This is a genomic window from Spiractinospora alimapuensis, assembly GCF_018437505.1.
GTDB classification, from domain to species: domain Bacteria; phylum Actinomycetota; class Actinomycetes; order Streptosporangiales; family Streptosporangiaceae; genus Spiractinospora; species Spiractinospora alimapuensis.
In genome coordinates this window covers 2,744,939-2,769,602 of the sequence record NZ_CP072467.1, presented here as the reverse complement: position 1 = coordinate 2,769,602, position 24,664 = coordinate 2,744,939, and the positions used below count along the sequence as shown (strand labels likewise).

Annotated in this window: 18 protein-coding genes and 1 pseudogene; 5 read left to right on the top strand and 14 right to left on the bottom strand. The window is 69.4% G+C overall.

What is annotated here, in order from left to right:
* The first annotated feature begins 4 nt into the window (after nucleotides 1-4).
* The gene (locus J4H86_RS12630) at nucleotides 5-733 is read left to right on the top strand and encodes a M50 family metallopeptidase (protein WP_236543691.1); all 729 of its coding nucleotides are present in this window, start codon (nucleotides 5-7) and stop codon (nucleotides 731-733) included.
* On the opposite strand, the gene J4H86_RS12625 is transcribed toward J4H86_RS12630, so the two are convergent.
* From J4H86_RS12625 to J4H86_RS12615, 3 genes and pseudogenes are all read right to left on the bottom strand, one after another.
* Nucleotides 718-1,107, bottom strand: a complete 390-nt coding sequence (locus J4H86_RS12625) for an STAS domain-containing protein (protein ID WP_236543690.1) — start codon at nucleotides 1,105-1,107, stop codon at nucleotides 718-720. The genes J4H86_RS12630 and J4H86_RS12625 overlap by 16 nt on opposite strands.
* A 118-nt stretch (nucleotides 1,108-1,225) precedes the next feature.
* On the bottom strand, nucleotides 1,226-3,610 hold the full coding sequence (locus tag J4H86_RS12620) for a hypothetical protein (RefSeq protein ID WP_236543689.1): 2,385 nt from the start codon (nucleotides 3,608-3,610) through the stop codon (nucleotides 1,226-1,228).
* Between the two features lie 200 nt (nucleotides 3,611-3,810).
* Nucleotides 3,811-4,254 (bottom strand): annotated as a pseudogene (locus J4H86_RS12615) (DUF6069 family protein); the annotation flags it as partial.
* A 528-nt stretch (nucleotides 4,255-4,782) separates the two neighbouring features.
* On the opposite strand from J4H86_RS12615, the gene J4H86_RS12610 reads away from it, so the two are divergent.
* Nucleotides 4,783-6,423 carry a glycine/sarcosine N-methyltransferase gene (locus J4H86_RS12610; RefSeq protein WP_449451347.1) on the top strand — a complete coding sequence of 547 codons (1,641 nt, stop codon included), beginning with the start codon at nucleotides 4,783-4,785 and terminating at the stop codon, nucleotides 6,421-6,423.
* 285 nt (nucleotides 6,424-6,708) lie between these two features.
* On the opposite strand, the gene J4H86_RS12605 is transcribed toward J4H86_RS12610, so the two are convergent.
* On the bottom strand, nucleotides 6,709-9,030 hold the full coding sequence (locus tag J4H86_RS12605) for a molybdopterin-dependent oxidoreductase (RefSeq protein WP_236543687.1): 2,322 nt from the start codon (nucleotides 9,028-9,030) through the stop codon (nucleotides 6,709-6,711).
* 146 nt (nucleotides 9,031-9,176) lie between these two features.
* Between J4H86_RS12605 and J4H86_RS12600 the strand changes: the two genes are divergently transcribed.
* Nucleotides 9,177-10,142 (top strand): HpcH/HpaI aldolase/citrate lyase family protein, encoded by a 966-nt coding sequence (locus J4H86_RS12600; RefSeq protein WP_236544012.1) that lies wholly within the window; start codon nucleotides 9,177-9,179, stop codon nucleotides 10,140-10,142.
* Between the two features lie 1,232 nt (nucleotides 10,143-11,374).
* Here the strand turns inward: J4H86_RS12600 and J4H86_RS12595 are convergent.
* From J4H86_RS12595 to J4H86_RS12555, 9 genes are all read right to left on the bottom strand, one after another.
* Nucleotides 11,375-11,824 (bottom strand): protein-tyrosine phosphatase family protein, encoded by a 450-nt coding sequence (locus J4H86_RS12595; protein WP_236543686.1) that lies wholly within the window; start codon nucleotides 11,822-11,824, stop codon nucleotides 11,375-11,377.
* A gap of 10 nt (nucleotides 11,825-11,834) precedes the next feature.
* On the bottom strand, nucleotides 11,835-12,704 hold the full coding sequence (locus J4H86_RS12590; RefSeq protein WP_236543685.1) for a TIGR03620 family F420-dependent LLM class oxidoreductase: 870 nt from the start codon (nucleotides 12,702-12,704) through the stop codon (nucleotides 11,835-11,837).
* A 136-nt stretch (nucleotides 12,705-12,840) separates the two neighbouring features.
* Nucleotides 12,841-13,743, bottom strand: coding sequence for a sulfurtransferase (locus J4H86_RS12585; RefSeq protein ID WP_236543684.1), 903 nt, complete (start codon nucleotides 13,741-13,743; stop codon nucleotides 12,841-12,843).
* Complete coding sequence (locus tag J4H86_RS12580; protein WP_236543683.1) at nucleotides 13,706-14,158, bottom strand: hypothetical protein; 453 nt, start codon at nucleotides 14,156-14,158, stop codon at nucleotides 13,706-13,708. Before J4H86_RS12580 ends, J4H86_RS12585 begins: the two co-directional genes overlap by 38 nt.
* Nucleotides 14,151-14,540, bottom strand: a complete 390-nt coding sequence (locus J4H86_RS12575) for a hypothetical protein (protein WP_236543682.1) — start codon at nucleotides 14,538-14,540, stop codon at nucleotides 14,151-14,153. The genes J4H86_RS12580 and J4H86_RS12575 overlap by 8 nt, the downstream gene beginning before the upstream one ends.
* A gap of 406 nt (nucleotides 14,541-14,946) precedes the next feature.
* A complete protein-coding gene (locus tag J4H86_RS12570; protein ID WP_236543681.1) occupies nucleotides 14,947-15,807 on the bottom strand; it encodes a hypothetical protein in 861 nt (286 codons plus the stop codon).
* Between the two features lie 1,291 nt (nucleotides 15,808-17,098).
* Nucleotides 17,099-18,724: an OmpA family protein gene (locus J4H86_RS12565; RefSeq protein ID WP_236543680.1), complete on the bottom strand. Its 1,626-nt coding sequence runs from the start codon at nucleotides 18,722-18,724 to the stop codon at nucleotides 17,099-17,101.
* A gap of 226 nt (nucleotides 18,725-18,950) precedes the next feature.
* Nucleotides 18,951-20,960 (bottom strand): CDP-glycerol glycerophosphotransferase family protein, encoded by a 2,010-nt coding sequence (locus tag J4H86_RS12560; protein WP_236543679.1) that lies wholly within the window; start codon nucleotides 20,958-20,960, stop codon nucleotides 18,951-18,953.
* On the bottom strand, nucleotides 20,957-22,363 hold the full coding sequence (locus tag J4H86_RS12555; RefSeq protein ID WP_236543678.1) for a bifunctional cytidylyltransferase/SDR family oxidoreductase: 1,407 nt from the start codon (nucleotides 22,361-22,363) through the stop codon (nucleotides 20,957-20,959). Before J4H86_RS12555 ends, J4H86_RS12560 begins: the two co-directional genes overlap by 4 nt.
* Nucleotides 22,364-22,880: 517 nt before the next feature.
* Here J4H86_RS12555 and J4H86_RS27450 point away from each other — a divergent pair.
* Entirely contained in the window at nucleotides 22,881-23,612 is a 732-nt protein-coding gene (locus tag J4H86_RS27450; RefSeq protein ID WP_330932527.1) for a septal ring lytic transglycosylase RlpA family protein, read from the top strand.
* Between the two features lie 46 nt (nucleotides 23,613-23,658).
* The gene (locus J4H86_RS12545; RefSeq protein ID WP_236543677.1) at nucleotides 23,659-24,237 is read left to right on the top strand and encodes a Uma2 family endonuclease; all 579 of its coding nucleotides are present in this window, start codon (nucleotides 23,659-23,661) and stop codon (nucleotides 24,235-24,237) included.
* A gap of 18 nt (nucleotides 24,238-24,255) precedes the next feature.
* Here the strand turns inward: J4H86_RS12545 and J4H86_RS12540 are convergent, their stop codons facing one another.
* A complete protein-coding gene (locus tag J4H86_RS12540) occupies nucleotides 24,256-24,651 on the bottom strand; it encodes a hypothetical protein (RefSeq protein WP_236543676.1) in 396 nt (131 codons plus the stop codon).
* Nucleotides 24,652-24,664: the final 13 nt, after the last annotated feature.

Genomic DNA, 24,664 nt, shown 5'->3' with positions numbered 1-24,664 from the left:
TGGCATGGAAGCGCAGACGTTCGGCAATGTGATGCAGGAGGTTTTCAGCACCCAGCCGGCTCCCCCTGACTGGCTCGTCATCGCCACCGCTGTGGTGGCACTCGCCGTCGTGGTGACCGGAGCGCCGTGGCGCATCGCCCGAAACGTCGTCACCATCGCCCACGAGGGTGGGCACGCGCTGGTCGCCCTGCTGTGTGGACGCCAGCTCCAGGGGATCCGGCTGCACTCCGACACCTCGGGGGTCACCGTCTCCAGGGGGCGTCCCGACGGCGTCGGCATGATCCTCACCGTCGCGGCCGGCTACATCACACCATCACTGGTGGGCCTCGCTGGGATCCTCATCCTCAACGTGGACCACATCACCGCACTGCTGTGGATCAGCATCCTGCTCCTGCTGGCCATGCTGTTCCTGATCCGCAACCTCTACGGGGTGCTCAGCATCGTGATCACCGGAGGCGTGGTCTTCCTCGTCTCCTGGTTCACCCCGGCGGAGGTGCAGGGTGGCTTCGCCTACGTGTTCACCTGGTTCCTGCTGTTCTCCGGGGTCCGCCCGGTGATCGAGCTCCAGACACAGCGCAGCCGGACCCCCTCGCCGTCCTCCGACGCCGACCAGCTCGCACGACTGACGGGCCTGCCGGGGACACTCTGGGTGTTCTTCTTCGGCGTGGTCAACGTCGCCGTGCTGGCGCTGGGTGTGTGGCTCCTGGTGCTGCGGGACTACTTCCCGCTCTGACCCTGCCGCGGCGGGGTCGTGAGCGACGCCGCCAGCGCCACCGCGACCGTCGGGTAGATGGGAATCCGGCGGTCCAGCGCGGCCACGCGCAGAATACGGACCACGCGTTCGGTCGGCGCGGCCAGGACCAGTGCCTTGTTCACACCCACGCACGCCTTGTAGCACTTGATCAGGGCTTGCAGGCCGCTGGAGTCGATGAACTCCAGCTCGCCGCAGTCGAGGATGACCCGGTCGCCGGCGGGCGCCGTCGCGATCGCTTCCTCGACCTCGGTGCGAAACAGTGCCGCTGTGGCAATGTCGAGCTCACCCGCGACGGAAACCACCGTGTGCTCGGTTTCGGTGTCGGTGTGGCTGATGGTTCGTAGCTCGGGCATTCCTGCTCCGGCGGTGCGTCAGGTGAAGAAGATACGGTCGGGTCCGTGCCGGCGCCCCCCTCAGGCTGGCGCGGTGCCCCCTTCAGCGGCGGCACTGCGGATTCAGGGCACTCCCGACCTATGGTCTGCCCTCGGACGATACCACACCGTTACTTGTGTCCGAATTGGGGGGAGTGTCGGAATCCTCCTGTATGAGGACCCAGAGGCACGCCGACAAGGTGAGCGGGACGGCGACGGTGAGAGCGATCGCCGGGATCGCCACCCCGGAGTCGTTCGCCGCGAAGCCGACCAGGCCGGTTACGAGCGTACCGGTCAGCCCGGCTCGAAGTGTCGGAGCGTACTCGTACGCCCGCTGCAGCGTACCCGCACGCCAGTCGGTCGGGTTGTTCAACACCAGGAACAGGAACAGCAGAGCGACGCCGGCCAGCAGGGTGAGCTGCCAGTTCCCCAGGGTTCCGACCATGGCCTCCAGCTTGCGAAGCACGATGACGCCCGCGTCGCCGCCGACGAGCTGCTCGAAGAAGGCCCCGAAGTGGGTGCGCTGGCCCGGAGGGCGCAGGTAGTCCAGGAACGCGACCACCCCCACCAGCACGACCCCCACACCCGACACCACCAGCACGCGAACGACCCCCACCCGCAGCCCCGCGATCATGGCCACGGTCACCGCCACACCGGGAACGGCCGCGATCATCCCACCGAAGCTCGTGCCGAGCCCCGGAAGCCCGATCACCCCGATCACGGTGAGACCGATCACAGCGGAGAGCGCGACCGCCAGTCGGTGACGTCCCGCACGATCCAGCACGTGGGCGAGGCCGGCCACCGCCATCAGGGTGCCGGTGGTGAAGGTCGCCAACGCGATGTTGCCGACCCCGAAGAACCGCCCGGCCACGATCGCGGTGTAGCCGGTGAGCGCGTTCAGTTGCAGTCGCGCGCCGGTCACCGTGTCCACCAGCAACACGAGCGCCGTCACCGACGCGACCACCGTCGCCGGCCCCAGGATGGTGCGACGCCAGGGGCCGCCCATCGCCACCGCCACGACTCCGCTCACGGCCAGGGCCATCGTCCCGAGCAGCGCGATGTGCGGGACGGAGGAGTGCCACCACGGCAGGAGGTTGGCGAGATAGCTGGCCACGGGGAACGAGGCGCCGGCGAGCGCCACGACCCGCGTCGCCGACAGGATCCAGTGCCGGGGCCGTCCGGCATAGCGTCGGACCACGTAGGCCGCCGCCGCGTAGATCAGGAGCTGGGCCGCCACCAGGGAGCTGAAGAACCCGAACATGAGGTCCTGGACCACCTGGGCCGCCGTGTTGCTGTCCCGAAGCTGCTGGACGTCGTCCGCGGTGGATCCCGAGCGGGCGACGGCTTCGAACGGGCCACCGACGACGCGGTGCGTCGTGGACTCGTTCGCGGGGACCAGTGTGGCGGTGATGTCGGCGAGCGTGACGAGTCCCTCGCGGCGGGTCGAGGACGAGGCGAGGAAGGAGGGAGCGTCGGATTCCCCGTCGTGGTAGATCGCGGCGGTGAGGGAGGGGGGTCCCGGCGGAGAGGAGAGGCCGGAGACCACCACGCGTACGTCGTCCGGAGCGCCGCGCAGTACGTCGCGGACTCGATCGTCGGCTTCGCGGAGCCGCTCGGCCCGGTCTTCCGCCGGGGCGTCCTCCGCGGGATCGTCCTCGTACGGGCCCTCGAACTCGGTCTCGGAACGGGGCGGCTCGGGTCGGGGTGGTTCTGATTGGCCGGGCGCGGTCTGGTCGGGGTTGGGTTCACGCACCGTGTCCCGCGCGTTCTGCCGCCCGGTCTGCCCGTCGGTACGCTCCTGTGACTCCAGGCGCGACTGCTCCAGGTCCGCGCCGAGGTCGCCCAGGTCCACGGCGGCCACGAGCGGAGCGGGGCCCTGCCAGTCCGACTCCCGCAGGTCCTCCACTCCCGCCCGGTACCTGTCGACGGTTCCACGCTGGTCGGCGAGCGCGAGCGCCCCGCCGGCCCCGACCGCCAGTGTGGTCCCGTCGCGCGTGACCTCGTCGCCCAGCAGGCCCAGGTGCGCGGCGTAGGAGGATCCGGCGTTGGCCGCGACCAGGTCGGCGTAGTTGGGGACGACGGCGCCATCGTCGTCGGATACGGGTGCCGGGGGCGCGGCGCAGCCGGACCCTGCGTGGGGCTTGTCCGTCGCGCGCTGTCCGGCGGAGACGGTGAGCCACGCGTCGACGGGGCAGGTGTGGGAGGTGACGGTCCGGACCGAGAGGTTGGCGATGCCTCCGGCGGACGCCAGCTCCCACAGGCGGGGGGTGTGATCCGGGTCGATGTCGTCCCAGGTGAGGCCCTGAACTCCGAAGAACACGGTCGGGGGTGGAGGGCCGTCACTCCCGGCCGGAGCGGCGCCGGGCGAGCCGGTCGGGGACGCGAGCGCGGCGGAGGGGTGGGTGAGGCCCAGAAGGCCGAGAAGACCCACCAGGGCGGCGAGAAGCCACGGTGACGTTCCGCGTGGCTGGCGACGTGTCGGCAACGACCTCCCCATCCCGGACGCAGACAGTGGCGTGAGAAACCGTAGCCGAGTCGTTACGTCGGGTGGTGGAACGTCGTGTCGGTGTCGCGGGTGCGCCCTGGTGGGTCATGCGGACGATGGTCAGAGTGCGCCGGCGTCAGTGCGCCGGGGGTCGATCATTCCCCGTAGAGGTGCGTCTGGGTGTTGCTGCGGTAGCCGCGGCCGCGCTGGCGGTCCAAGGCGGCGGCACCGACTCCGCTCAACAACGATCCGATCGCGACTCCGCAGAGCAGGTTGATGACGCACGTCGCGATCTGGCTGGCCAGACCCGCCGACTGTGTGAACGGCGTGACAGCCGCGACAGCGGTGGCGAGTCCAACGATCCAGGCGAAGAAGCTCATCGGGCTCGGAGCCGCGAGCAACAGCAGGTGCAGGACAGCGGTGGCGGCGATGGCGGCTATGCCGGCGAAGGCCGCGTAGACCCCGGTGGTGGCGTCCCCGAAGTTCCCCGCCTCTTCCGGCGCGAGAACGGGGATCCCGAAGACCCCCCGTGCGATGAGGACACCAACAATGATCACGAGCCCGGCGACGAATGCTGTCGCCAGGCCTCCCGCCCACAGTTTGGTTGCGTTGACGCTTGGCCGTTCGGGGCGATCGTCGTACATGCCTCGCCCATACCCGCAGGTCAAGCCGGCTAATCACCGTATGTCAGCATCGCGTGTCGTGGGTGATCGCCGCTGCTTGTGTAGCGCCGGGTTTCTGGGGAATGATCGGTGGCCCTGAGAGCGAATTTTCACCCAGGGTGATAATCCGACGAGATTTCGCATTGTGCGCAACGTGTTGCGTACGACGATGCGGATTCGAGAAGTCGAATTCTCGTGGAATTCTGGCCACATTCCGCCGTTCGGTCCAGTTTGGCGCATGGTGCAACGCGTTGCGCCATCAGGTGCGATCCAGGGTCAAGGGGTGTGTTCTGCGCCACTCATGGACTGAGTCCGCCTCACGATCTCCAGTATCGGAATGGTTTCCGCTGAGTGAATTAAAGCACTGTGAGCAGCGACGATGTGAGATCTAGCGCTAGGGGGGCTTGCATCGACCCCCCAATCCTGTTTTTAAATGGAGAGATGCCAGGTTTGACCAAGGGTGGCCGTGTTGTGTGCGCCTGAGGTCCTTCTAGTGTAAGGAGTCGACCGATTAAAGGTCAGGACGAGCAGTTCTTCGGTAATGACCCGTTAGCCGTACGCGACACCGACCACTACACCGAGGAATACGTCACCGGTTTTGTCGACAAGTGGGACGAGCTCATCGACTGGAAGGCCCGCGCCGAGAGCGAGGGTGCCTTCTTCATCGACCAGCTCAAGGCACGTGGGGTGAAGAAGGTCCTCGACGTCGCCACCGGGACCGGCTTCCACTCGGTTCGTCTGCTGGAGGAGGGCTTCGAGACCGTCAGCGCCGACGGCAGCCCCGAGATGCTCGCCAAGGCCTTCGCCAACGGCGTCTCCTACGGCAACCACATCCTGAGGGTCGTCAACGCGGACTGGCGCTGGCTCAACCGGGACGTGCACGGGACCTACGACGCGATCATCTGTCTGGGCAACTCCTTCACGCACCTGTTCTCCGAGCGTGACCGCCGCAAGGCGCTCGCGGAGTTCTACGCGATGCTCAACCACGATGGTGTGCTGATCATCGACCAGCGCAACTACGACGCCCTGCTGGACGGGGACTACGCCAACAAGCACACCTACTACTACTGCGGGGAAGACGTCTCCGCCGAGCCGGAACACGTCGATGATGGTCTGGCGCGGTTCGTCTACCGGTTCCCGGACAAGTCCAAGTACCACCTCAACATGTTCCCGCTGCGCAAGGACTACACGCGGCGGCTGTTGCGGGAGGTCGGCTTCCAGCGGGTGGAGACCTTCGGTGACTTCCAGGAGACCCACGCCGGCGACCAGCCGGACTTCTTCATCCACATCGCGGAGAAGTCCTACCGGCGCGACGAGGAGCTGAAGCAGAACTACTCCACGGCGGTCACCACGGCGCGGGAGTACTACAACTCCGAGGACGCCGACAACTTCTACCACATCATCTGGGGCGGGACCGACATCCACGTCGGCCTGTACGAGTCCCCTACGGAGGACATCGCGACCGCGAGCGTGCGCACCGTGGAGCGGATGGCCGACAAGCTCGACATCACCGGCGACACCCAGGTCATCGACATCGGCTCCGGCTACGGCGGGTCCGCGCGTTACCTCGCCCGGACCTTCGGCTGCCACGTCACGTGCGTGAACCTGAGTGAGGTCGAGAACGACCGCAACCGCCTGGCGAACGAGCGCGAGGGCCTCGACCACCTCATCACCGTCGTGGACGGCTCCTTCGAGGACCTGCCGAGCCAGGACAACGCGTTCGACGTCGTGTGGTCCCAGGACGCGATCCTGCACAGCGGCGACCGCCGCCGGGTCCTGGAGGAGGTCACCCGGGTGTTGCGCCCCGGTGGCGACGTCGTGTTCACCGACCCCATGGCCAGTGACACCGCCAAGCGGGAGGACCTCAAGCCGATCCTGGACCGGCTGCACCTGGACTCGATGGGCACCCCCGGCTTCTACACCCGCGAGTTCACGCGCCTCGGCCTGCGCAAGGTCGAGTTCGAGGACCACACCTCCCAGCTCACCACCCACTACGGGCGGGTGCACGACGAGCTGGAGAGCCGCGCCGGCGAGCTCAAGGGCAAGGTCAGCGAGGAGTACCAGGCCCGCATGAAGACCGGGCTGCGGAACTGGGTCAAAGGCGGCAAGTCCGGCAACCTGGCCTGGGGGATTCTGCACTTTAAGAACTAGGAACAGAGCGAGAACTAGGGGACAGAGTAAGAACTAGGACACAGGGCGAGAACCAGTGATTTCCATGGAAGCGGCGACCCCCGCTCGCGTGTGATCGAGTGGCGTGGTGCCACGCGTGCCACGCCTCGCATACCCCCTCCATCGGAGCGTGGCCCGGGAATGTCCCCTCCGCCGGGCCACGCTCGTCATGGGTGCGCCCCGCTGTGTTCGACCGTGTCGGTCGACACCGTGGGGCGCACGTCTTGGTCGCACCGCTCGCGGAATCGTCCGCGGGCGGCGCGACGCCTAGGGGGTCGTCCCCGCCGGCGGGTCGAAGGCGCGAACGGCGGGCAGCGGCCCTTCGTAGGCCTCGATCTCCACCAACGTGAGCTGGGCCGAGCAGCCCTGGGCGAGGGCCGAGGTGCCCACGTCGGCGGTGAGCACGTTCGGGTTGCCGTGCACGCAGCCGGCCACCTCCGGATGCGACGGGTCGAACCAGGCGCCGGTGGACAACTGCACCACCCCCGGCCGCAACGCGTCACTCACCTCAACACCGGCGAGACAGCTTCCACGGTCGTTGTGGACACGCACGACCATCCCGTCGGAGAGGCCACGCTCGCGCGCGTCCTCGGGATGCACCCGGATGGGAGCGCGGCCCCGCACCTTCTGTGACTGGCTGTAGCTCCCCATGTCGTGCTGGCTGTGCAGCCGTCCGCTGGGTTGGTTGGCGACCATGACCAGCGGGAAGCGGGCCGCGCGCGGGGACCCCAGACTCTCCGGCGACTCCGCCCACACCGGGTGGCCGGGACAGTCGGGGTATCCGAAACCGGCGATGGTCTCGGAGTACAGCTCGATCCGTCCGCTGGGGGTGCGCAGCGGCGCGTTGTCCGGGTCGGCGCGGAAGGCTCCGAAGAGGGTCTCCGGTTCGCTGCGGTGCGGAACGTCGACCGCTCCGACCTTGCGGAACTCCGTGAAGTCCGGCAGGTCGGCGTCCATGCGGTGCCGCCACCGCTCGTAGAGGTACTCCTGCCACTCCAAGGACGTGCGGCCCTCGGTGAAGGTCTCCTCGGCCCCCAGGCGCCGCGCGAGGTCGGTGAAGACGTCGTACTCGTCGCGCGCCTCCGCGTGCGGCGCTACGGCGCGGGGCATGGCCCGCAGGGTCAGGTCGCCCTGGCTCACCGCGAAGTCGTCGCGTTCCAGTGAGGTGGTGGCGGGGAGCACGATGTCGGCGTGGCGGGCGGTGGCGGTCCAGTGCGTCTCGTTGACCACCACCGTCTCCGCCCGTCCGAACGCCCGGGAGAGCTTGTGCAGGTCCTGGTGGTGGTGGAACGGGTTACCGCCCGCCCAGTACACCAGGCGCAGGTCCGGGTAGGTGCGGCGACGCCCGTCGAAGTCGTACTCCTCGCCGGGGTGGAGCAGGGCGTCGGCGATGCGGGTCACCGGAATGAAGGTCCGCACCGGGTTCGTGCCCTGCGGCAGCTTGGGGAGCCCCTTGGGAGTGGCCCCGCCGCCGTAGTTGCCCATGGAGCCGTACCCGCTGGCGAACCCGCCGCCGGGCAGACCGACCTGTCCGAGGCAGGCGGCCAGGGCCAGGCCCGCCCACAGGGGCTGCTCGCCGAAGACCGACCGTTGCAGCGACCAGCCGATGTTGACCAACGTGCGGCCACGGGCCATGCGGCGGGCGAGTTCCCGCAGCGTGGCGGCCGGGAGCTCTGAGATCTCCGCCGCCCACTCCGGCGTCTTGGCCACGCCGTCGTCCTCGCCGTTCACGTAGGCGCGCAGCCGGGCCCCGCCGACGGTGTACCTGTCCAGGAAGTCGAGGTCCGCCAGGTCCTCGTCGAACAGCACGTGGATCAACGACAGCAGGACGGCGGTGTCCGTCCCTGGAGCGACCGGCAACCACTCGGGGGCGAGGTCGTCGGCGGTGTCGTCGCGCAGCGGGCTGACCGAGACGATCTGGGTTCCGGCCTCGGCCGCGGCCCGAGTGCCGGTCCGTGCGGTGTTCGCGCCACGTCCACCCGAGACGGTCCAGTTGTTGGAGACGCGCAGCCCACCGAACGTCACCAGCAGGTCGGTCTCGCGCGCGATGACCTCCCAGGTCGGGGGAGTCATCAGAACGTCGTTGACCCCGGGCGCGCCGACCAGGTGGGGGAACAGGACCTCCAACGTTCCGTGGCTGTAGGTCGCCCGGGACGGGGTGTAGCCGCCGATCGCGTTGAGGAAGCGGTGCACCTGGCTCTGCGCGTGGTGGAACCGGCCCGCGCTGCCCCAGCCGTAACTGCCACCGAAGATCGCCTGGTTCCCGTGCTCGGTACGGACCCGGTCGAGTTCACCCGCGAGCAGGTCGAGCACCCGATCCCAGCCGACCTCGACATACTCGTCGTCGGGGTGACCACGCCGTTCGTCGGCCCCGGGGCCGTTCTCCAACCACGCGCGCCGGACCGCCGGCCGGCCGACCCGGGACGCGTGGTGCTGCGCCGTCGGGACGTTGCCGATCACCGGGGAGGGGTCGGGGTCCCCGGGATCGGGCCGCGCCGCGACCACCCGGTCACCCTCGACCACCACGTGGTAGGTCCCCCAGTGCGCGCTGGTGGGAACCGCTGTCGCGGAACCGCCGTCGTGAGCCATGGATGATCCTCTTCGCGGTGTATGCCGGTTTCCCCCTGTCAGCTTAGGAGGTCGTGGAATCGGCCCGCCACAGTGGCCCACCCGCGCTGACCATCGGCCGGCCTGCGAGGATAGGAGAGTTGTCACGCGTGGCGAAGGAGACTGTGATGGCGGACGAGCGGCAACGGGCGCGGCGGTCGTGCCTGTCGGTTCCGGGCTCCAACCCGAGGTTCCTGGAGAAGGCCCAGACCCTGCCCGTCGACGCCGTGATCCTCGACATGGAGGACTCGGTCGCCCCCTCGGAGAAGGACCGGGCCCGCGCCGCCGTGGTGGAGGCGCTCACCTCCGGCGGCTGGGGGGAACGCCTGCGCACGGTCCGGGTGAACGATCTGACCACCGAGTGGACCTACCGGGACGTCATCGACGTGGTCGAGGGAGCGGGGGCGGAGCTCGACTGTCTCGTCCTGCCCAAGGTGACCGCGGCTCGCGACGTCATGTGGCTCGACCAGCTCCTCACCCAGATCGAACGCGCCAACGGGCTCGCGCTGGGCCGGATCGGCATCGAGGCCCAGATCGAGGACGCCGCCGCGCTGACCCGCGTCGAGGAGATCGCCGCCGCGTCCCCCCGCCTGGAGAGCCTGGTCTTCGGGCCCGCGGACTTCATGGCCAGTATCGCCATGAAGTCGCTCGTCGTCGGCGAACAACCCCCTGGCTACACCGACGGGGACGCCTATCACTACGTCCTGATGCGGATCCTGGTCGCGGCCCGGGCCAACGGTCTCCAGGCCATCGACGGCCCCTACCTGCAGATCAAGGACGTGGACGGCTTCACCCGAGCGGCCCAACGCTCGGCCTCCCTCGGCTTCGACGGCAAGTGGGTGCTCCACCCCGAACAGGTCGAGGCCTCCAACGCCGTCTACGCCCCCACCCAGGCCGACTACGACCACGCCGAGCTCATCCTCGACGCCTACGAGTACGCCACCACGGTGCGCCGTCGCGGCGCCGTCATGCTCGGCGGCGAGATGCTCGACGAGGCGTCCCGCAAGATGGCCCTCACCGCCGCCGCCAAGGGCCGAGCCGCCGGCCTCCACCGCACCCGAACCTTCGATCCCGCCACCGACGCCGCCTACTGAGCCCGCCGCGCCACCGCGGTACCCCGGCGTCGACCGCCACGGACCCGCGAGGGAACGCGGCCGGGGGCTGTCCCTCGCGTCCATCTGCCTGGACCCGCGGCACGTCTCCCGGTGCTCCGAGGCGCCTCGACGGGAGCCGCCCCCACCGCCCACACCTGTCGGCGGGCACGGTTGCCTTCTCCACCGCCTATCGGTGGTGGCCACGCCCCGGCGTCGCCACGTGCGACGACACGGACCTTCTCGGGAGACCTCCGTGGTCAACGAGGCCGCGAGACGGGCGGGCCGGCGGCGATGCGAGCGGTGGCCGCTGACACGACCTCCGCATCAGGCTCATCGGGATGATCTCCGCGCTCGCGATGCGGTGTCGTGGGGGTGACCGTCCCAAACGCGCTGGCCGAGGCACGGAGAACGGCCACGCCGGTGCGCGCCCACCAGCATGCGGCCGGCGCGGGGAAACAGGACCGGACAGGCGACGAGAGCCGCGAACGCGCACTGACGCCAGGGGGCAGGACGACCACTGAGCCACCTCAACGCCCGATTCCGGCTCCATCACCGACCAGGAGTCGCGACCTGGGGTGTGTCTCGAGGTGGGTGTCGCGAATGGTGGGTGGCGACGTCGTGTGTGGGGGTGCTGGGGAGCGAGGGCTATGGTGTGGTGGCGTTTGAGTCGTTGATGCCGTACTCCACGACGTGGCGGTTGTGGTGGTCGTCGGTGTCGAACGCGGGCGGGCACCACGGTTGCCCCGCTGGAGGCGGTGCCCGGCGTGGCTGGCTGGCACCGGGATGGCGCACGTGATCTGTCTGCGGCGCGGATGGGCACGGATCGCGTGAGAGGGATACGCCTTGTGCTCCCGTACCGGTCCGGCCGCGTCCGCGGGCGAGCACCGCCGGGCCAGGCAACCCGGATATCGGCCAGCACCGTCTCGAACTGCGGTGCATCACCGCGCTGTCCGGCGGTCACCACTATCGACATCGGTCTGTGTCCTTGCTCGCGGGCCAGATGCCCGTTGTCGACAACCTTCCCGTGGACCGCCCCAACGCGTGATCGCCCAGCTCGGAGAACATCCCCAGGCGGCTCGGCCCGCAGACCCCAACGCCGAAGCGCCCCGGGCGCATGCTTGAGCGCGCATGATGGCGAAGTCCACGTTCACCTCCCACCCGATCAACCGACCAGAGCACACCGGCACCTCCCGCCACAGCGAACCCGCCCACAGCCAACTCCGAGACACGACCTAGTCGCTCTGGCGTAGCGTGCGGGCGAAGCGGGTGATGAAGCGGCGCTGCCACGGGGTCTCGACGGCGTGGGGGTGGTAGTGGCGGCGTACGTGGGCCACCGCCGCGCGGGCCGGCAGGCCGTCGAGGACGGCCAGGCAGGCGAGGACCGTTCCGGTACGGCCACGGCCCCCGGCGCAGGCGATCTGTACGCGGCCGGTGGACGTACGGTCCCACGCGGCGTGGATGGCGTCCACGGCGTCGGCGGGATCGCTGGGTATCCAGAACTCCGGCCAGCGCACCCAGCGGTGTTCCCAGGGGAACTCGGGGGGTCGGTAGTTGAGCAGGAAGAGGCCGAAGGTCGGGTCGGGGCCCGGGTGGGGGGCGAGCCGGAGTCCCCAGCCGCGCACGGTGCGGCCGGAAGGGAGTTGGAGGACTCCGGGCGCGGTGGGAGCCCACCGCTCCGCCATGGATGTCAATTTAGTACTGGCCCGGCCGCTCGGGAAGCCCCAGGTGGGGCGCGAGAAGGCGCAGGCCGGGCAGGAGTTCGCCGGGTGGGGCCAGCAGTTGGACGGCCACGTGATCGGCTCCGGACGCGCGGTGGCCGCGAACGGCCTCGGCCGCCAGCGCGGGGTCCCCCTGGGCCACGACGGCGTCCACCAGCCGGTCACTGCCGCCGTTCTCGAAGTCCTCCGGGGTGAAGCCCAGCCGGGAGAAGCTGGCCCGATAGTTGCGCATCTGGAGGTAACCGCTGACGAGTTCCCGTGCGGTGGCGCGGGTCGCGGTGATGGAGGCGCCCAGGGCGACGGTGTGCTCCGGCGCCAGCAACGGGTCGCGCCCCAGCGTGGCGCGCGCCTCGGAGGAGAAGATGGGCGGCACGAGGTAGGGGTGGGCGCCCGCGGCCCGCTCCGCGGCCAGGGCGAGCATGCGCGGCCCCAGCGCGGCGAGGACCCGCCGGTTGGCGGGTACGCTCCGGGCGTCGAGCACGTCGAGGTAGTCCACCATCCCCTGGTAGGGGCGGACGGCCTGCGGCCCGTTCAACTCGCGGTGCCCGGCCCCGATCCCGAGCAGGAACCGATCGCGGTAGGCGTCGTTGAGGCGGTGGAAGGAGTCCGCGGTGGTTCGGGCCTCCGAGGCCCAGATGTTGACGATCCCCGTCGCCACCGTCAGCCGGGAGGTAGCGGCCAGCGCCGACTCCGCGACGGTCAGGTCCGCCGCCGGGGAACCCCCGATCCACAGCGTTCCGTATCCCAGACTCTCGACGCCCGCGGCGACCTCAGGGGTGACGTGACCAGCGGGCAACCACACACCGTAGTGTCCGAGGTGAACCGGTGTCGCGTCGCTTGCCATGGGGTGTCTCCTCGCGTCGGCGTAAAGGACCCTCCGTGGCCGTCTTGCCCGTCAGAGCGCTCAGTCGAACCCCCGCCCCCCGCTGAGCACGGGAATCAGCCGTGGGCGCGCGATCCGGGGCCGCCGGGGTCGAGCGTCAGGGCGTGGTTTCGTTGGGCAGCGTGTGGTCGGCGCCCCACGCCGACCACGAGCCGACGTAGAGCCGTCCGGCGGGTAGACCCGCGTGCTCCATCGCGACGAGGTCGAGGCAGGCCGACACCCCGGATCCGCAGTAGGCGATCGGGTTCCGGGCGTCGTCGGGGACACCGAGCTCGGTGAGGCGGGCGCGCACGCGCTCCGGAGATCCGAGCTGACCGGAGGCGTCCAGCAGGTCCTGCCAAGGGGCGTTGTACGCGCCCGGCACGTGTCCGGGGCGGGGGTCGACCGCCGCCGGCTCCTGTCCGGTGTAGCGCCCGCGGGCCCGCGCGTCCACGAGGAGCGTCGACGGGTCGTCCAGGAGCCCGCGGACCGTCGCGGTGTCCAGGAAGCGGTCGTCCGGCCAGGGGAGGGTGGTGCGGGCCGTCGGGGGCCGGAACTCGTCGCCGGTGGCGACATCCCCGTCCCAGGCGGGCAGGCCACCGTCGAGCAGAGCGGCCGGAAGGCCGAGGACGCGCAACATCCACACGAGGCGGGCGGCGGACCCACCTCCGGTGTCGTCGTAGGCCACCACGGGCGTCGCGTCTCCGACACCCGCCCGGCCCAGGGCGGCGGCGAAGTCGTCCGGTGTGGGGAGTGGGTGTCGGCCGTTGACGGAGTCGGCCGGGGCCGCGAGGTCAGTGTCGAGGTCGACGAAGACGGCGCCCGGGATGTGCCCCGCCCGGTACGCGTCCAGCCCGGAACGACCGTCCAGGTACCACCGGACGTCGACGAGGGCGAGGTCGTCGGGGGTCGGACCGGTCTCGACGTGGTGTCTCAGCCAGTCGACGGTCACGATCGGCGGCATCGCACCGCCGGATATCGGGTCAGGCCCGGTCTGCTGGTTCGGAGTCGGCGCGCCCATGCGAGGCATCGTAGTCCCGCGCGCCGCGCCACAGCCACCAAAGTCCGATGATCGGCAACACCAGCGGGACGAAGAAGTAGCCGCTGCCGAAGTGGGACCAGACCGTCGCGTCGGGGAAGTACGCGGGGACGACGTAGCTGGCGGCGCCGACCACCACCACACCGACGAGTTCGACGGAGCAGCAGATCGCGGCCACGCGTCGTGCCCAGGGGCCACCACGGGCGAGCCCCACGGTGGCGACGACGTAGACGGCGGCGGCGAGCGCCGACAGTGCGTAGGCGAGCGGAGCGACCTCGAAGCGGGTGGCGATCTGGTAGACGGCGCGGGTCGTCGCGCCGAGCGCGAAGACGGCGTAGATGGCGATGAGGACGCGTCCGGGTCCGGTCCGGACCGCGGCGCCGGAGAGGTCAGCCAACCCCCACCGCCCACAGGTCCTGGAGCCGCACCATCATCGCCGGGATGACCAGGCACGCCGCGGCGATCACGCCGGTGCCCCACTTCCCGCGTTCGATCAGCCCCCACAGCGCGGCCGCCGGTGGGATGAGGACGATGGACACCAGGTAACTGATGAACACCGCGAGCTCCGCCGGCCGGTCGCCCCCGGCCAGGAGCACGATCGCCGTCACGAGCTGCGCGACCAGGGCAACCTCCAGAACCCCCAGCCCGATGATGTGGGGAAGGTTCATGGGTTGCTTCCGAAACGCCGAGAACACGAACCAGGCGGCGAGCAGGACCGAGATCGTGTTCACCGCGATCGCGAGCCAGTCCACCACGAGGGGGCCTCCAGATCCTGACACGGAACGTCGAACTCTACAGAGTGTAGTAGCGAGGCTCGTGCACTCGGGATCGGGGCTCCCAGGAGGACGACATGGACCGCCCCATCACCACCTGCCGCGCGGATCCCCTCGGGGAGACGCTCTCGCGGGGGCATTCGAGGCTGTGGCGGTTCCTCGGTGCGTCGCACGGACCGGGGTCGATCGTCACGACCGCGACGCGTGGCATGGGACCGTTGGCCGCCACGCTCGAAGCGCCTGGTGAGACGTCCGGTCGGTACGTGCCCCCGATCGGTCCCTCGGTGGTCGTCGCCGATCGGCGCGCGGGTCGCGACGAAACAACGCGCGGGCCGGCCCCGGCCCTCCCCGGGACAGGGCCGGCCCGCGGGATGCCGCCGTGCCCGTCCCGAGGACCCGGCGGTGTGGCGCCCTACTCCTCGGGGTTCTCCGCGCGGCGGCGCCGCATGGCCCAGACCGTGGCCGCACCGCCACCGAGGGCGGCGACGGCGGTGGCGATCAGACCACCGAGAGCCGCGCCGGTCACGGGAAGGCCGCCCCGGTCGCCGCTGTCGCCGGGGGCGGTCTTGTCGTCGCCGTCGTCCTCGGAACCCGTGTCGTTCTCCTCGTCGTCGTCCTCCTCGGAGGGCGCGGTGGCGAGGTCGGCCGGGTCGAAGATCTCGACCCACAGGTGGGTGTCGCCGTTGTCGTCGGGGAGGCACTGGACGACGGACTCGTCGGTGTACGCGTAGATCCGGTAGGCGTCGTCCGCGTCGCACAACTCACCTGGGTGGACGTCTTCCGGCGCCGGCTCGAAGTCGGCGACCCACTCGGCCGGCTCCTCCTCGGGATCGGTCTCGTCGTCCTTGTCGTCCGGCGGTGTCGCGGTGGGCTCCGGCGTCGGGTCCGGAGTGGGGTCGGTGTCGTCGTCATCGTCTTCACAGGCGTCGATGGTGAAGTCGATTTCGGTGGCATCGCCGCGAGAGCTTCCGTCCGGCCGGTCGGGACTCTTATTGATCCATGCCCGGAGCTCGGCACCGTCCTCGGCGTCGATCGTTTCGGTGATCGTCTCACCGGCGGGGACCGAGACGTCGATCTCGTCGGCGTCGCTCGACGTGATCTCGTAGCCGCCGCTGTAGTCGCGGTGCATCGGGTTGGTCCACGTGATCGTGGCCTGTCCGCACTCTTCGGTCGCCTCGACGTTCACACTGGGACGGTTGTCGGCATGCGCTGGAGCGCTGCCGATTAGCACCGTGGTGGTGGCCACGGCGATAGGCGCCAGGTATCGCTTCATCGTGATTCTCCAGAAAGAGCACGCCACACGAGAGCGGTGGGGCGTGGGGGGAGGCCGCGGGAGCAGGGCGGCGAGTTACCGGAGAGACTACCGAGGAACGGGGGTCACGTGAAGACGGTTCACGATGTTACTTTCCGTGGTGGCATTCGGGTCAGCGTGCATGGGTCGGCACACATCGTGACTGGAGGGGCGACGTCTTCCCGGGGCGCCGACGCGACGTCCGCGCGCCTCTGATTGGTGGAGGAAACCGACGCGAAGCATTCGCGAGCGGACGCTGGCGGGGGGCCAGGCGGCGTGCGGGCCGGCCGGAGAATCTCGACGCAGAGGTGACCCTCGCCGTGCGCGGCCCGGGCGCGGGGAGTGGTGTGGAGGCCCGCCGCCAGCGATACGGCGGGCCTCCTCGCCGCCGCTCGTGGGTGCAAGCGGTCGCGGCGGCGGTGGGGAGGTCCCGCCCCCTCGACAGGAGCCTCCCCGAGTGCTGTCGCACGAGGCGACAGCAGAAGCGTGGCCGGCGACGGCGTCACCGCGCGAAGTTCAGAGAGCCGCCGTGAGCCGGGTGCGGCGCTGGACCGGCAGGTGGCGACGCCCGGCCCACCCCACACATGGGGGACGCGGGCCGAGGACGACCGAACACCAGCCCAGTCCCATTGTGGTCTGGTGAAGCGACCACATGTCACACAAGATGACCGCAGGTCAAAGAAGTAGAAGTAGAAGGAGGTGCACCGGTAGCAGGGCGCCCCGCTGTCAGAGGCGTCCGATCTGGATGGTGAACCCTTGGTGGTGCCGCGCAGTTCGTCAAGTGTCCGTCGCGATATCGGCGCGTGGGTCTACGATGCGGGGGAGACCCGGCGCCAGCCAAAAACGGCGGGCCTCCCCCTTTCTTCGACCTGCTGCGGCCACTCCTGATGGCCGCAGCAGGGTGGGGAGGCCCGTCCCCCTCAAACATGAGCCTCCCGTCACGCCGCCACGCCGTCCACATGGCGGAGCTGTTCACGCGGGTAATGCGCGAAGAGGAGAATGCCGGAACCGCAGGAACGCGAGAACGTCGCGCATGGGTCGACGTGCCTGAACGTTCCTGGTGTTCGTGTCCACAGCTCCCCTGCTTTCCACAGGTGGTTCGAGTGTCACCTGCTAGTGCCGCGACGGGCGGCTGGGTCGGTGAGGGGAGCCGGCCAATGTGTAGCAAGCTACTCCTGTAATCGCATGATCACCAGGGGTAGCGCGGAAGAATCTCCTGCCGATTCGAGTCAGGGGCCGAAATCGTCGGCTCCTGACTCGAATCGAGGCACGGTCAGCCCTCGACGGCGACGCCCTCGAAGGGCGGTGCGTCGCCGATCTGGACGTCCACCGTGGTGGCCTCGGGGTCGATGGACATCAGGTTGTAGTACTCGTCGGTGACCTCGAGGTCCAACCCGTCGAGCTGCCCCCGGAGGCTGGTGCAGGCGCACTCGGCGCCGGTGCCGAACTCGGGGACGAACGCGTGCGTCGTCAGGTGCGTGTTCCCCGTCTCCGGGACGGTGAGCCGGGCGCCCTCGGCGTTGCGCCCACCGGTGTCCCGCGGGCTGTTGTCGCGGAGCAGTCCCCACACGCGGATGCGCTCGTCAGAGGTGTTGGTGATGGAGTACGTCAGCACCGCGCGGTCGTTAGCGATACGGGTGAGCCCCGTCAGTCGCAGCTCGCCCTGGATCGGGTCGTTGGCCCAGCTTCCCGACAGGTCCGCGGTGAAGTCCTCCGGCGGGGCTCCCGCCCCGGTGCCCGCCGAGGACGGAGCGTCCTCCTCCGCCTCTTCGTCGGCCTCGGTGTCCACCTCCGAGTCGGCGTCGCCCGAACTGGACATCTCACCGGAGTCCGGAATGCTGATGGTCACCCGGCGGTTCTGCTCCCGGGCCTCCTCGCTGGTGTCGTCGTACAGCGGCTCCCGGGAGCCGAACCCCTCGATCTCGTAACTGACACCGTCCAGGTACTCGTCGAGGGCGTCGCGCACCGCCTCCGCCCGCTCCTCGGACAGGGGGTCGTTGATCTCGTCGTCACCGGTGTCGTCGGCGTGGCCCTCGACCTTGATGTCGGTCGCCCCGGCGGCGTCGATCCGGTCGGCGGTGTCCTCGATCAGGGAGTCCGCCTCGGAGGTCAACTCCGACTCGTTGGTGTCGAAGAGGACGTCGGTCGACAGGTTGAAGCTGGTGCCCTCGCTGTCCTCCACGACCGACCCACTGCGGTCGGCCCGCTCGATCACGGACTCCAGGCGGATGGTCTCTCGTTCGACGTCGGCCTCGTCCGGGTGCTCCAGCCCGAACATCTCCAGGTCCGTCCCGTCGTCCTCGATGGGCACGTTCACGAACGGCGCGGTGAGCCCGGAGAAGATGGTGACCTGGGACTGTTCCGCCGGTGGGGCCGGCATCACCGCGGCGAGGGTGAGGCTTTCCCCGGCCTCGACACGACGGTTGTCCCGTTCGTCGGTGTCGGAGCACACGCATTCGCGGTCGCTGTAGTGGTAGGGGAGCTGTAACGCGGACTCGTCCCGGTCGAACCAGCTCAGGATGGAGAAGTTGCCCTTGGGGTAGGCGGAGTTGTCCGCGTACTGGCTGTTCAGGTAGCTCTGCCCGATGGAGATCGTCTCCTGTGAGTCGTTGACCATCTGGAACTCGACCATCATGTGGTCGCCGTCCAGGCGCTGGGCCACCACGTTCGCCGTGAACTCGCGTTCGCCCTGGATGGCCCGCTCGGTGACGCTGGGCCGCTCCAGGGCTCCGCCGGGCTCGCCCGCCTCCTCGCCGGTGTCCGCTCCCGACTCCCCGCCGCCCTCGGACTCCGCGGCGTCGTCGTCGGAGGTCAGGGAGCTGATCGCTCCACATCCGGAGAGAGCCAGGCTGACGGTCAGCAGGGCGGCCGCGACGGGGACACCGCGGCTTGGGTGCATCAGTGGATCCTCTCTACTCGAACGGCGACGGTGGGGATTCCGCCACGCCGTTCTAACGAGACGTGGTCGCCTTTACACATGTGAAGGCTACCGGACGCGGGACGGCGCGGTACTTACCGTGACACTCGATGCCGAAAGGATCAAGATCGGGGTGGAGCGACTCCCAGGAACGACGACGCCCGGCCTGGTCACCCCTGAGGAGGACCGGACCGGGCGCTGGGTGGATTCAGTCGGACGCGTGCTGGGCCGAGTGCGTGGCCGCGACCGCGTCGCCACCGGACGATAACTCCGTCACCGGGTGTTGTTCGGCGGCCCGCCGATAGAGGTCGCGCAGTGCGGCGTCGAACCGGGACTGGGAGCTTGGCTCCCGGGGGCCGAGCAGGTACTCGCGCAGCCCACGCCGTTCGTCGGCCCGATGGTCGGTCTCGGGCTGGCGGATGGCCAACAGCGCCTCGTCCAGGCCGGACCCGTCCGGCGCGAGGAGGTAGGCGGCCTGCGACGTCGGGTTCGCCGTGCGGAAGTCCTCGTCGCTGACCCCCGCGCAGTTGGTGATCGCGTAGGGCTTCTCGGTGGCGATGAAGTCCGAAACCACGCTGGAGATGTCGCTGATGAGCAGGTCCGCGTGGTGGAAGCAGGAGTACAGGCTGGGCCGCGGCCCCTCGATGACCAGGTGCCGGCCGTCGGAGTTGTCACTCCAGTAGGTGTCGTGCCACTGGTCGCTGAGGACCCGAAGCCGTTCCACCACACCGGAGTCGGCGTCGCCCTCCTCACGGGAGTGGTGCGCCTCGTCATGGGCGCTGATCTCGTCGTCGAACGACGCCAGCTTTCGGTCGAGTTCTCTGAGCGCCGCGGAGCGGGGGGCGGGCCCCGTCGTCCCGTTGGCGGTCGTGATGAGTTCCACGATCCGCTTGTGCGCCCTGCGCGCCCGCGCGGAGCGGATCCCCGTGAAGGGGTGCGGCTTGTACAGGACCCGTACGCCCGGCTCGGCCCGCAGCAGCAGCTCGATCAGGCGGGGGCCGGCGTCGATCAGGGACGTGTTCCCCGGTTCGTCGGTCCAGCCCTCCCAGGTCGGCGCGTACAGCACGGTGGGCCGGGAGGTGTCGGAGACGCTGCCGGTCAGCGTGTCCAGTTGGGGGCGGCCGACCTCCACGATCGTGTCGTCTCGCACCCCCACCTGGGCGATCGCGTAACGGTCCCGGCCGGCCTTCCCCGCGGTCCACACCTCGTCGTGCACCTTGGTGAAGGGGTTGATGCTGGCGATCTTGTCGCTGTCGCCGTGCCCGATGAACACGTGGCGCAGCAGGGGATTGCGCAGCATGTGGATGTTCTTGCCGGTGTTGGCGGGGTACAGCGCGACCCGGGCCGGGCCGAAGTCCAGCGCCATGAGGTCGGTGGACACCGGAACGCACAGGACGGGCACCGTCGTGGGCGCCAACTGGGCGGCGATGGCCCGCTCCCGCAGCACGATGACGGGTCGCAGGGAAAGCTTGGCCAGGCAGTCCAGCCACATGTTCACCTGGTAGGCGCCCTCCGGAGAGCCGGAGAAGTAGACCACGACCTGGGGCTGGTAGTCGTCCAACCACCCCTGCACGTGCCGCATGACGGCCTCGCTGCGCGGGATGGTCCGGGACCGCCACAGGTGCCAACCGATCACCAGTTGGTAGACGGCGGTGAGCCCGATCGCTATGGCCGCCCCGACCGCGACCAGGACGCTCAGGCCGCTGATCACGAAGGCCGTGACTCCCGCGACCAGGAAGACGTCCAGGGGAAGCAGCCGAGACATAGGCGAACGGATCAGCGCCATCGGCGGGCTGTCGGGAATCCGCAGCGCGCCGAGGTCGATGTTGCGGGTGACGACCGGGAGCTTGCGCCGCCAACCGAGCATCCGCACCGTCACACCGGCCGTGAACTGCAGCGCGAACAGCACCAGCAGGCTGAGGATGACCACGCTGAGGACGCGTACGGACACGCCCTCAGCGGCGAGCAGCGCGAGCAGCAGCACCTGCCGCAGGAGACCGCGGGTCGTGACCCCCATCCGGAGTTGCTGCAGCCGCGTGCTGACCTCCTGGGGCAGGAACCCCATCAGCGCGACGTCCATCGCGTAGGTGCCGACGGCGCCCACGGCGAACAACCACGGATTGGCGGTGACCGCGCCGATGAGCATCAGGAAGAACGCGAGCGCGGTGCCGGCGTACCCGACGACTTCCTTCGCGGCGAAGTACTGGCGGAGGTTCATCCCGCGCTTGCCTCCTCCTGCCCCGAGCCCTCTCCACCGCTGGAGGGCTCGGCGCGACGTACGTCGATCACCTGTCCCGTGAGGTCGGACAACATGACGTCCAGGGACGTGCGCGCCACCTGCTCCGCGCTCAACAGCGAGTCGGCCGGCTCGTCACCGAAGGCCTGGCGGCGCATCGGCGTCCGAGTGCGCTCGGGGTTGATGCAGTTGATCCGGACACCGTCCTCGGACCACTCGTCGGCGAGCGCCTGGGTCAGGTTCACAGTGCCGGCCTTCGCCGAGGAGTACAGGCTGTAGGAGGCGCGGCCTCGGGTGTAGGAGCTGGAGGTGTACAGCAGCAGGTGCCCCTGGGTCTGGCTTAGGTAGGGGTAGGCGGCCTGCGCGATGTGCACCGGGGCGAGGTAGTTGACGCGCAGCGACTCCTCGATCTCCGCGGCGCTGGTCTGGTCGAGGCGGCCCACGCGGAGGATGCCGGCGGTGTTCACCACGTAGTGGATGTTGCCGGTGGCGGCGTGCGCCTGGGCCAGTGCGGCGGTGCAGTCGTCGAGGTTGCCGACGTCGGTGCGCGTGGCGCTGCGCGAGTAGCGGAAGACCCGCCCTCCGTGGTCCTCGATCAGCTTCGCGACCTCGGCACCGATGCCGTAGCTGCCGCCGAACACCACGGTGGTGGTGCCGGAGAGCTGCTTGGTGTACTCCTCCGGGGTGAAGGCCGGCGCGGTGGACGAGGAGAGCTGGAACAGCTTGTCCGCGAGGAAGATGTCGAGGGGCTCGGTGACCTTCATGTTCTGCTCGCTGCCCGGCACCACGTACACGGGGGTGTCCGGGCTGTATCGCAGCACCACCGAGCAGTCGTCGGTCGCCTCGAAGTTGGGGTCCTCCCAGGCCTTCGCGTAGGCCGCCGACAGCGTTCCCAACCGGAACGACTGCGGGGTCTGGCCACGACGCAGCTCCGAGCGCGGCGGCACGTCGACGAGGACGTCGTCCTCCACCCGGATGATGGTGTCCGCTGAGGGAATGGCGACGTCGACGGCGTCGTAGGAGTCCAGGGCCGTGACGCTGTCGGAGATGACCCGCTGGCCGAGGAGGGGCCGCACGGCGTCGTGCAGCAGGAGCTTGGTGTCGGGCGAGTAGTGCGCCACCGCGTCCAGCGCCAACTGCGTCGTGGCGTTACGTGACGTACCACCGGGCAGAACTCGGCTCACCTTGGTGAGTCCGGCGCCCCGGACGATCTTCTCTGCGTCGGCGATGAACCCGGGGTTCATCAGCACGATGATCTCGTCCACCTCCGGAGCCTGTTGGAACTCCGTCAGCGTGTGTTCGAGGATCGACTTGCCCGCGATCTTCAACAGTTGCTTCGGTGTCGCGAGGCCCATGCGCTGTCCGCTTCCTCCAGCGAGGACCACGGCAACTGTACGGGTCGCAGACGAACGGTTGTCGTGGGAAGTTGAGAGCACAGGCAACGCGGCCTCCACTTCGATGTGAGTACCCCTGCTCGTGGGACGCGCGAAACCCCGCATCGGAGCGCACGTCGCATTGGATCACCGTGAGTGTAGGTCAGTGCGCGGAGGGATGGACTCGACCGACGATGTGATGCCGAGTCACGCGCCACAGCCAAAACGGTGACACTAAGCCCTCCAAATACTACTAGGAGGGAACACCGCTTGGACGCCCCGATGAACGCGGGGCGAACCGGGGGAGCGTCAGGTGGAGGGCCGCCCGTGGGTGTCCGATACCACTCGCTAGAGGGCGAGAGGTGCGTGCGGTTTGTCGAACCATGGGTCTTGTGTCCCCTGAACTGGGCATTCGACGTCCCAGGCAAAACTATCCGAAATTTCCGTTATTCATACGTTATGTATAGTGGGTGCTTCTGGTCCCCTTCATGGGCCAGTCACTCCTGTCCCCAATCCCAGGACTTCCCTCGTGACCAGACATCGACGTGCTCGGCGTTTTCCCACGCGGCTGTTCGTCACCTCCGTCGCCGCCGGGGCTCTGATCCTCGCCACCGGTACGGCCGGAGCGGCGGTGATGTTCGGCGGAGACACCCCTGAGGAACCACAGGCGGTGGAGACGACAGAGGCGGCGGCGCTGCCGTTCGGCGAGCCGCAGGGGCGCACCGACGCCGACCTCGAGGACGCCGAGCAGCGGCGCCAGGACGCGGGCGACGACGCGACCCAGACCGGTAGCGGATCCGCGCAGGCGGAGGCGGAACCGGAGTCGGAGGAGACCGAGGACGCGCCGGAACCCGAACCGGCCGCCACGGAGGACTCGACCGGGACCGACGACAGTGCCGATGCCTCCGACTCCTCCGACGAGTCCGGCGACTCCGACGGTTCCGACTCGGGCCCGTCGGCCGCCGCGACGCCCTCCGGTGAAGGGGGCACGTGCGAGGCCTCCAACTACGGCGAGGGCCAGATGACCGCCAACGGTGAGCGGTTCGATCCCAACGCGATGACGGCCGCGCACAAGACCCTGCCCTTCGACACGATGGTCGAGGTCACCAACCCCGCCAACGGCAGGAGCGTCACCGTACGCATCAACGACCGCGGCCCCTTCGTCGAAGGCCGCTGCCTCGACCTCTCCCGCGCCGCCTTCGAGGAGATCGCCTCCGCCAGTCAGGGCGTCGCCACGGTCGACTGGCAGGTCGTGGAGTAGCGCCGATTCCCAGGCCTGAGGATGACGGTCCTCTAGGCTCGGAGACGTGGAGCCACCCGAACAGGTCCAGTACCAGCGGCTTCGGGCCATCGCCGAAGACATCATGGCCAGGCACGAGGTGTGGGACGTAGAGGTCGGTGCTTCGGGCGTCAACGTCCGGACGAGCCCACCCATCCGCCATGCTCTCGCCACCAAGGTGCTGATCCGACAGTTCGACAAGGGAGCGGAGACTCTCGCGGGGGAGCTGATCGCGCATTCCGGCCCCATCGTGGAGTCCGCTCCGCTGGAGCGGTCGCGTCGGCCGGATGTGATCGTGTTACCCGAAGCCGCCCTGTTGGGGGAGGGTCGCTACGTCTCCCCGGAGGACGTCCGGCTCGTTGCCGAGGTCGTCTCCGACTCCAACCCGGACAACGACTACGTTGAGAAGACAGCCGACTACGCGGCGATGTGGATCCCCACCTATCTGATCGTGGATCCACGGAAATCAACGGTCACCGTGTTTTCGGATCCAGGTCCGGACCTGGTCGGTCCGCAGTACCGTGCACGTCGTGACGCGGTTTTCGGCGACACTGTCAACGCGGGCCCGTTCACTATTCGTACATCGGTGTTCCGACCCTACGACTGAGCGAAGTCGACGGTGGCGCTACCGCCCCCGGATCGGTCGCGGGGCGCGGGACTCGGTCACGCACGCCAGGACCTCCTGGGCCGCGCGGGTGCCGGCTCGGGTGAAGTCGCGTTCGTTGGAGTCGACCTCGTGCCAGCGGACGTGGCGCAGGATGAGGCCGGCGGTGTAGAGCGGCTGGCCCGTCGTGGGGTCGGTGAGGGCCGCGCGGGTGCCGGACTCGATGGCGCGCACGTACTCCTCGGGGACGGGACCGCCCGGCGGGTCCGGTGACGTCGCGTCGAGGAACTCGATCCCTTCTCCCTCGGGGACCAGCGGTTCGGCGTCCAGGACCAGGGCCGCGAAGGTCGCCGGGCAGGCCGTCTGCATCCGCAGCATCGCGTTCACACCGAGGACGGCGCGGGGTAACGGCGCCATGAGGCGTCCCCTC

Coding starts and splice junctions, on each gene's coding strand:
- J4H86_RS12630 (WP_236543691.1), top strand. CDS start 5: ATGGAAGCGCAGACGTTCGGCAATGTGATGCAGGAGGTTTTCAGCACC.
- J4H86_RS12625 (WP_236543690.1), bottom strand. CDS start 1,107: ATGCCCGAGCTACGAACCATCAGCCACACCGACACCGAAACCGAGCAC.
- J4H86_RS12605 (WP_236543687.1), bottom strand. CDS start 9,030: ATGGCTCACGACGGCGGTTCCGCGACAGCGGTTCCCACCAGCGCGCAC.
- J4H86_RS12600 (WP_236544012.1), top strand. CDS start 9,177: ATGGCGGACGAGCGGCAACGGGCGCGGCGGTCGTGCCTGTCGGTTCCG.
- J4H86_RS12595 (WP_236543686.1), bottom strand. CDS start 11,824: ATGGCGGAGCGGTGGGCTCCCACCGCGCCCGGAGTCCTCCAACTCCCT.
- J4H86_RS12590 (WP_236543685.1), bottom strand. CDS start 12,704: ATGGCAAGCGACGCGACACCGGTTCACCTCGGACACTACGGTGTGTGG.
- J4H86_RS12585 (WP_236543684.1), bottom strand. CDS start 13,743: ATGGGCGCGCCGACTCCGAACCAGCAGACCGGGCCTGACCCGATATCC.
- J4H86_RS12570 (WP_236543681.1), bottom strand. CDS start 15,807: ATGAAGCGATACCTGGCGCCTATCGCCGTGGCCACCACCACGGTGCTA.
- J4H86_RS12565 (WP_236543680.1), bottom strand. CDS start 18,724: ATGCACCCAAGCCGCGGTGTCCCCGTCGCGGCCGCCCTGCTGACCGTC.
- J4H86_RS12560 (WP_236543679.1), bottom strand. CDS start 20,960: ATGAACCTCCGCCAGTACTTCGCCGCGAAGGAAGTCGTCGGGTACGCC.
- J4H86_RS12540 (WP_236543676.1), bottom strand. CDS start 24,651: ATGGCGCCGTTACCCCGCGCCGTCCTCGGTGTGAACGCGATGCTGCGG.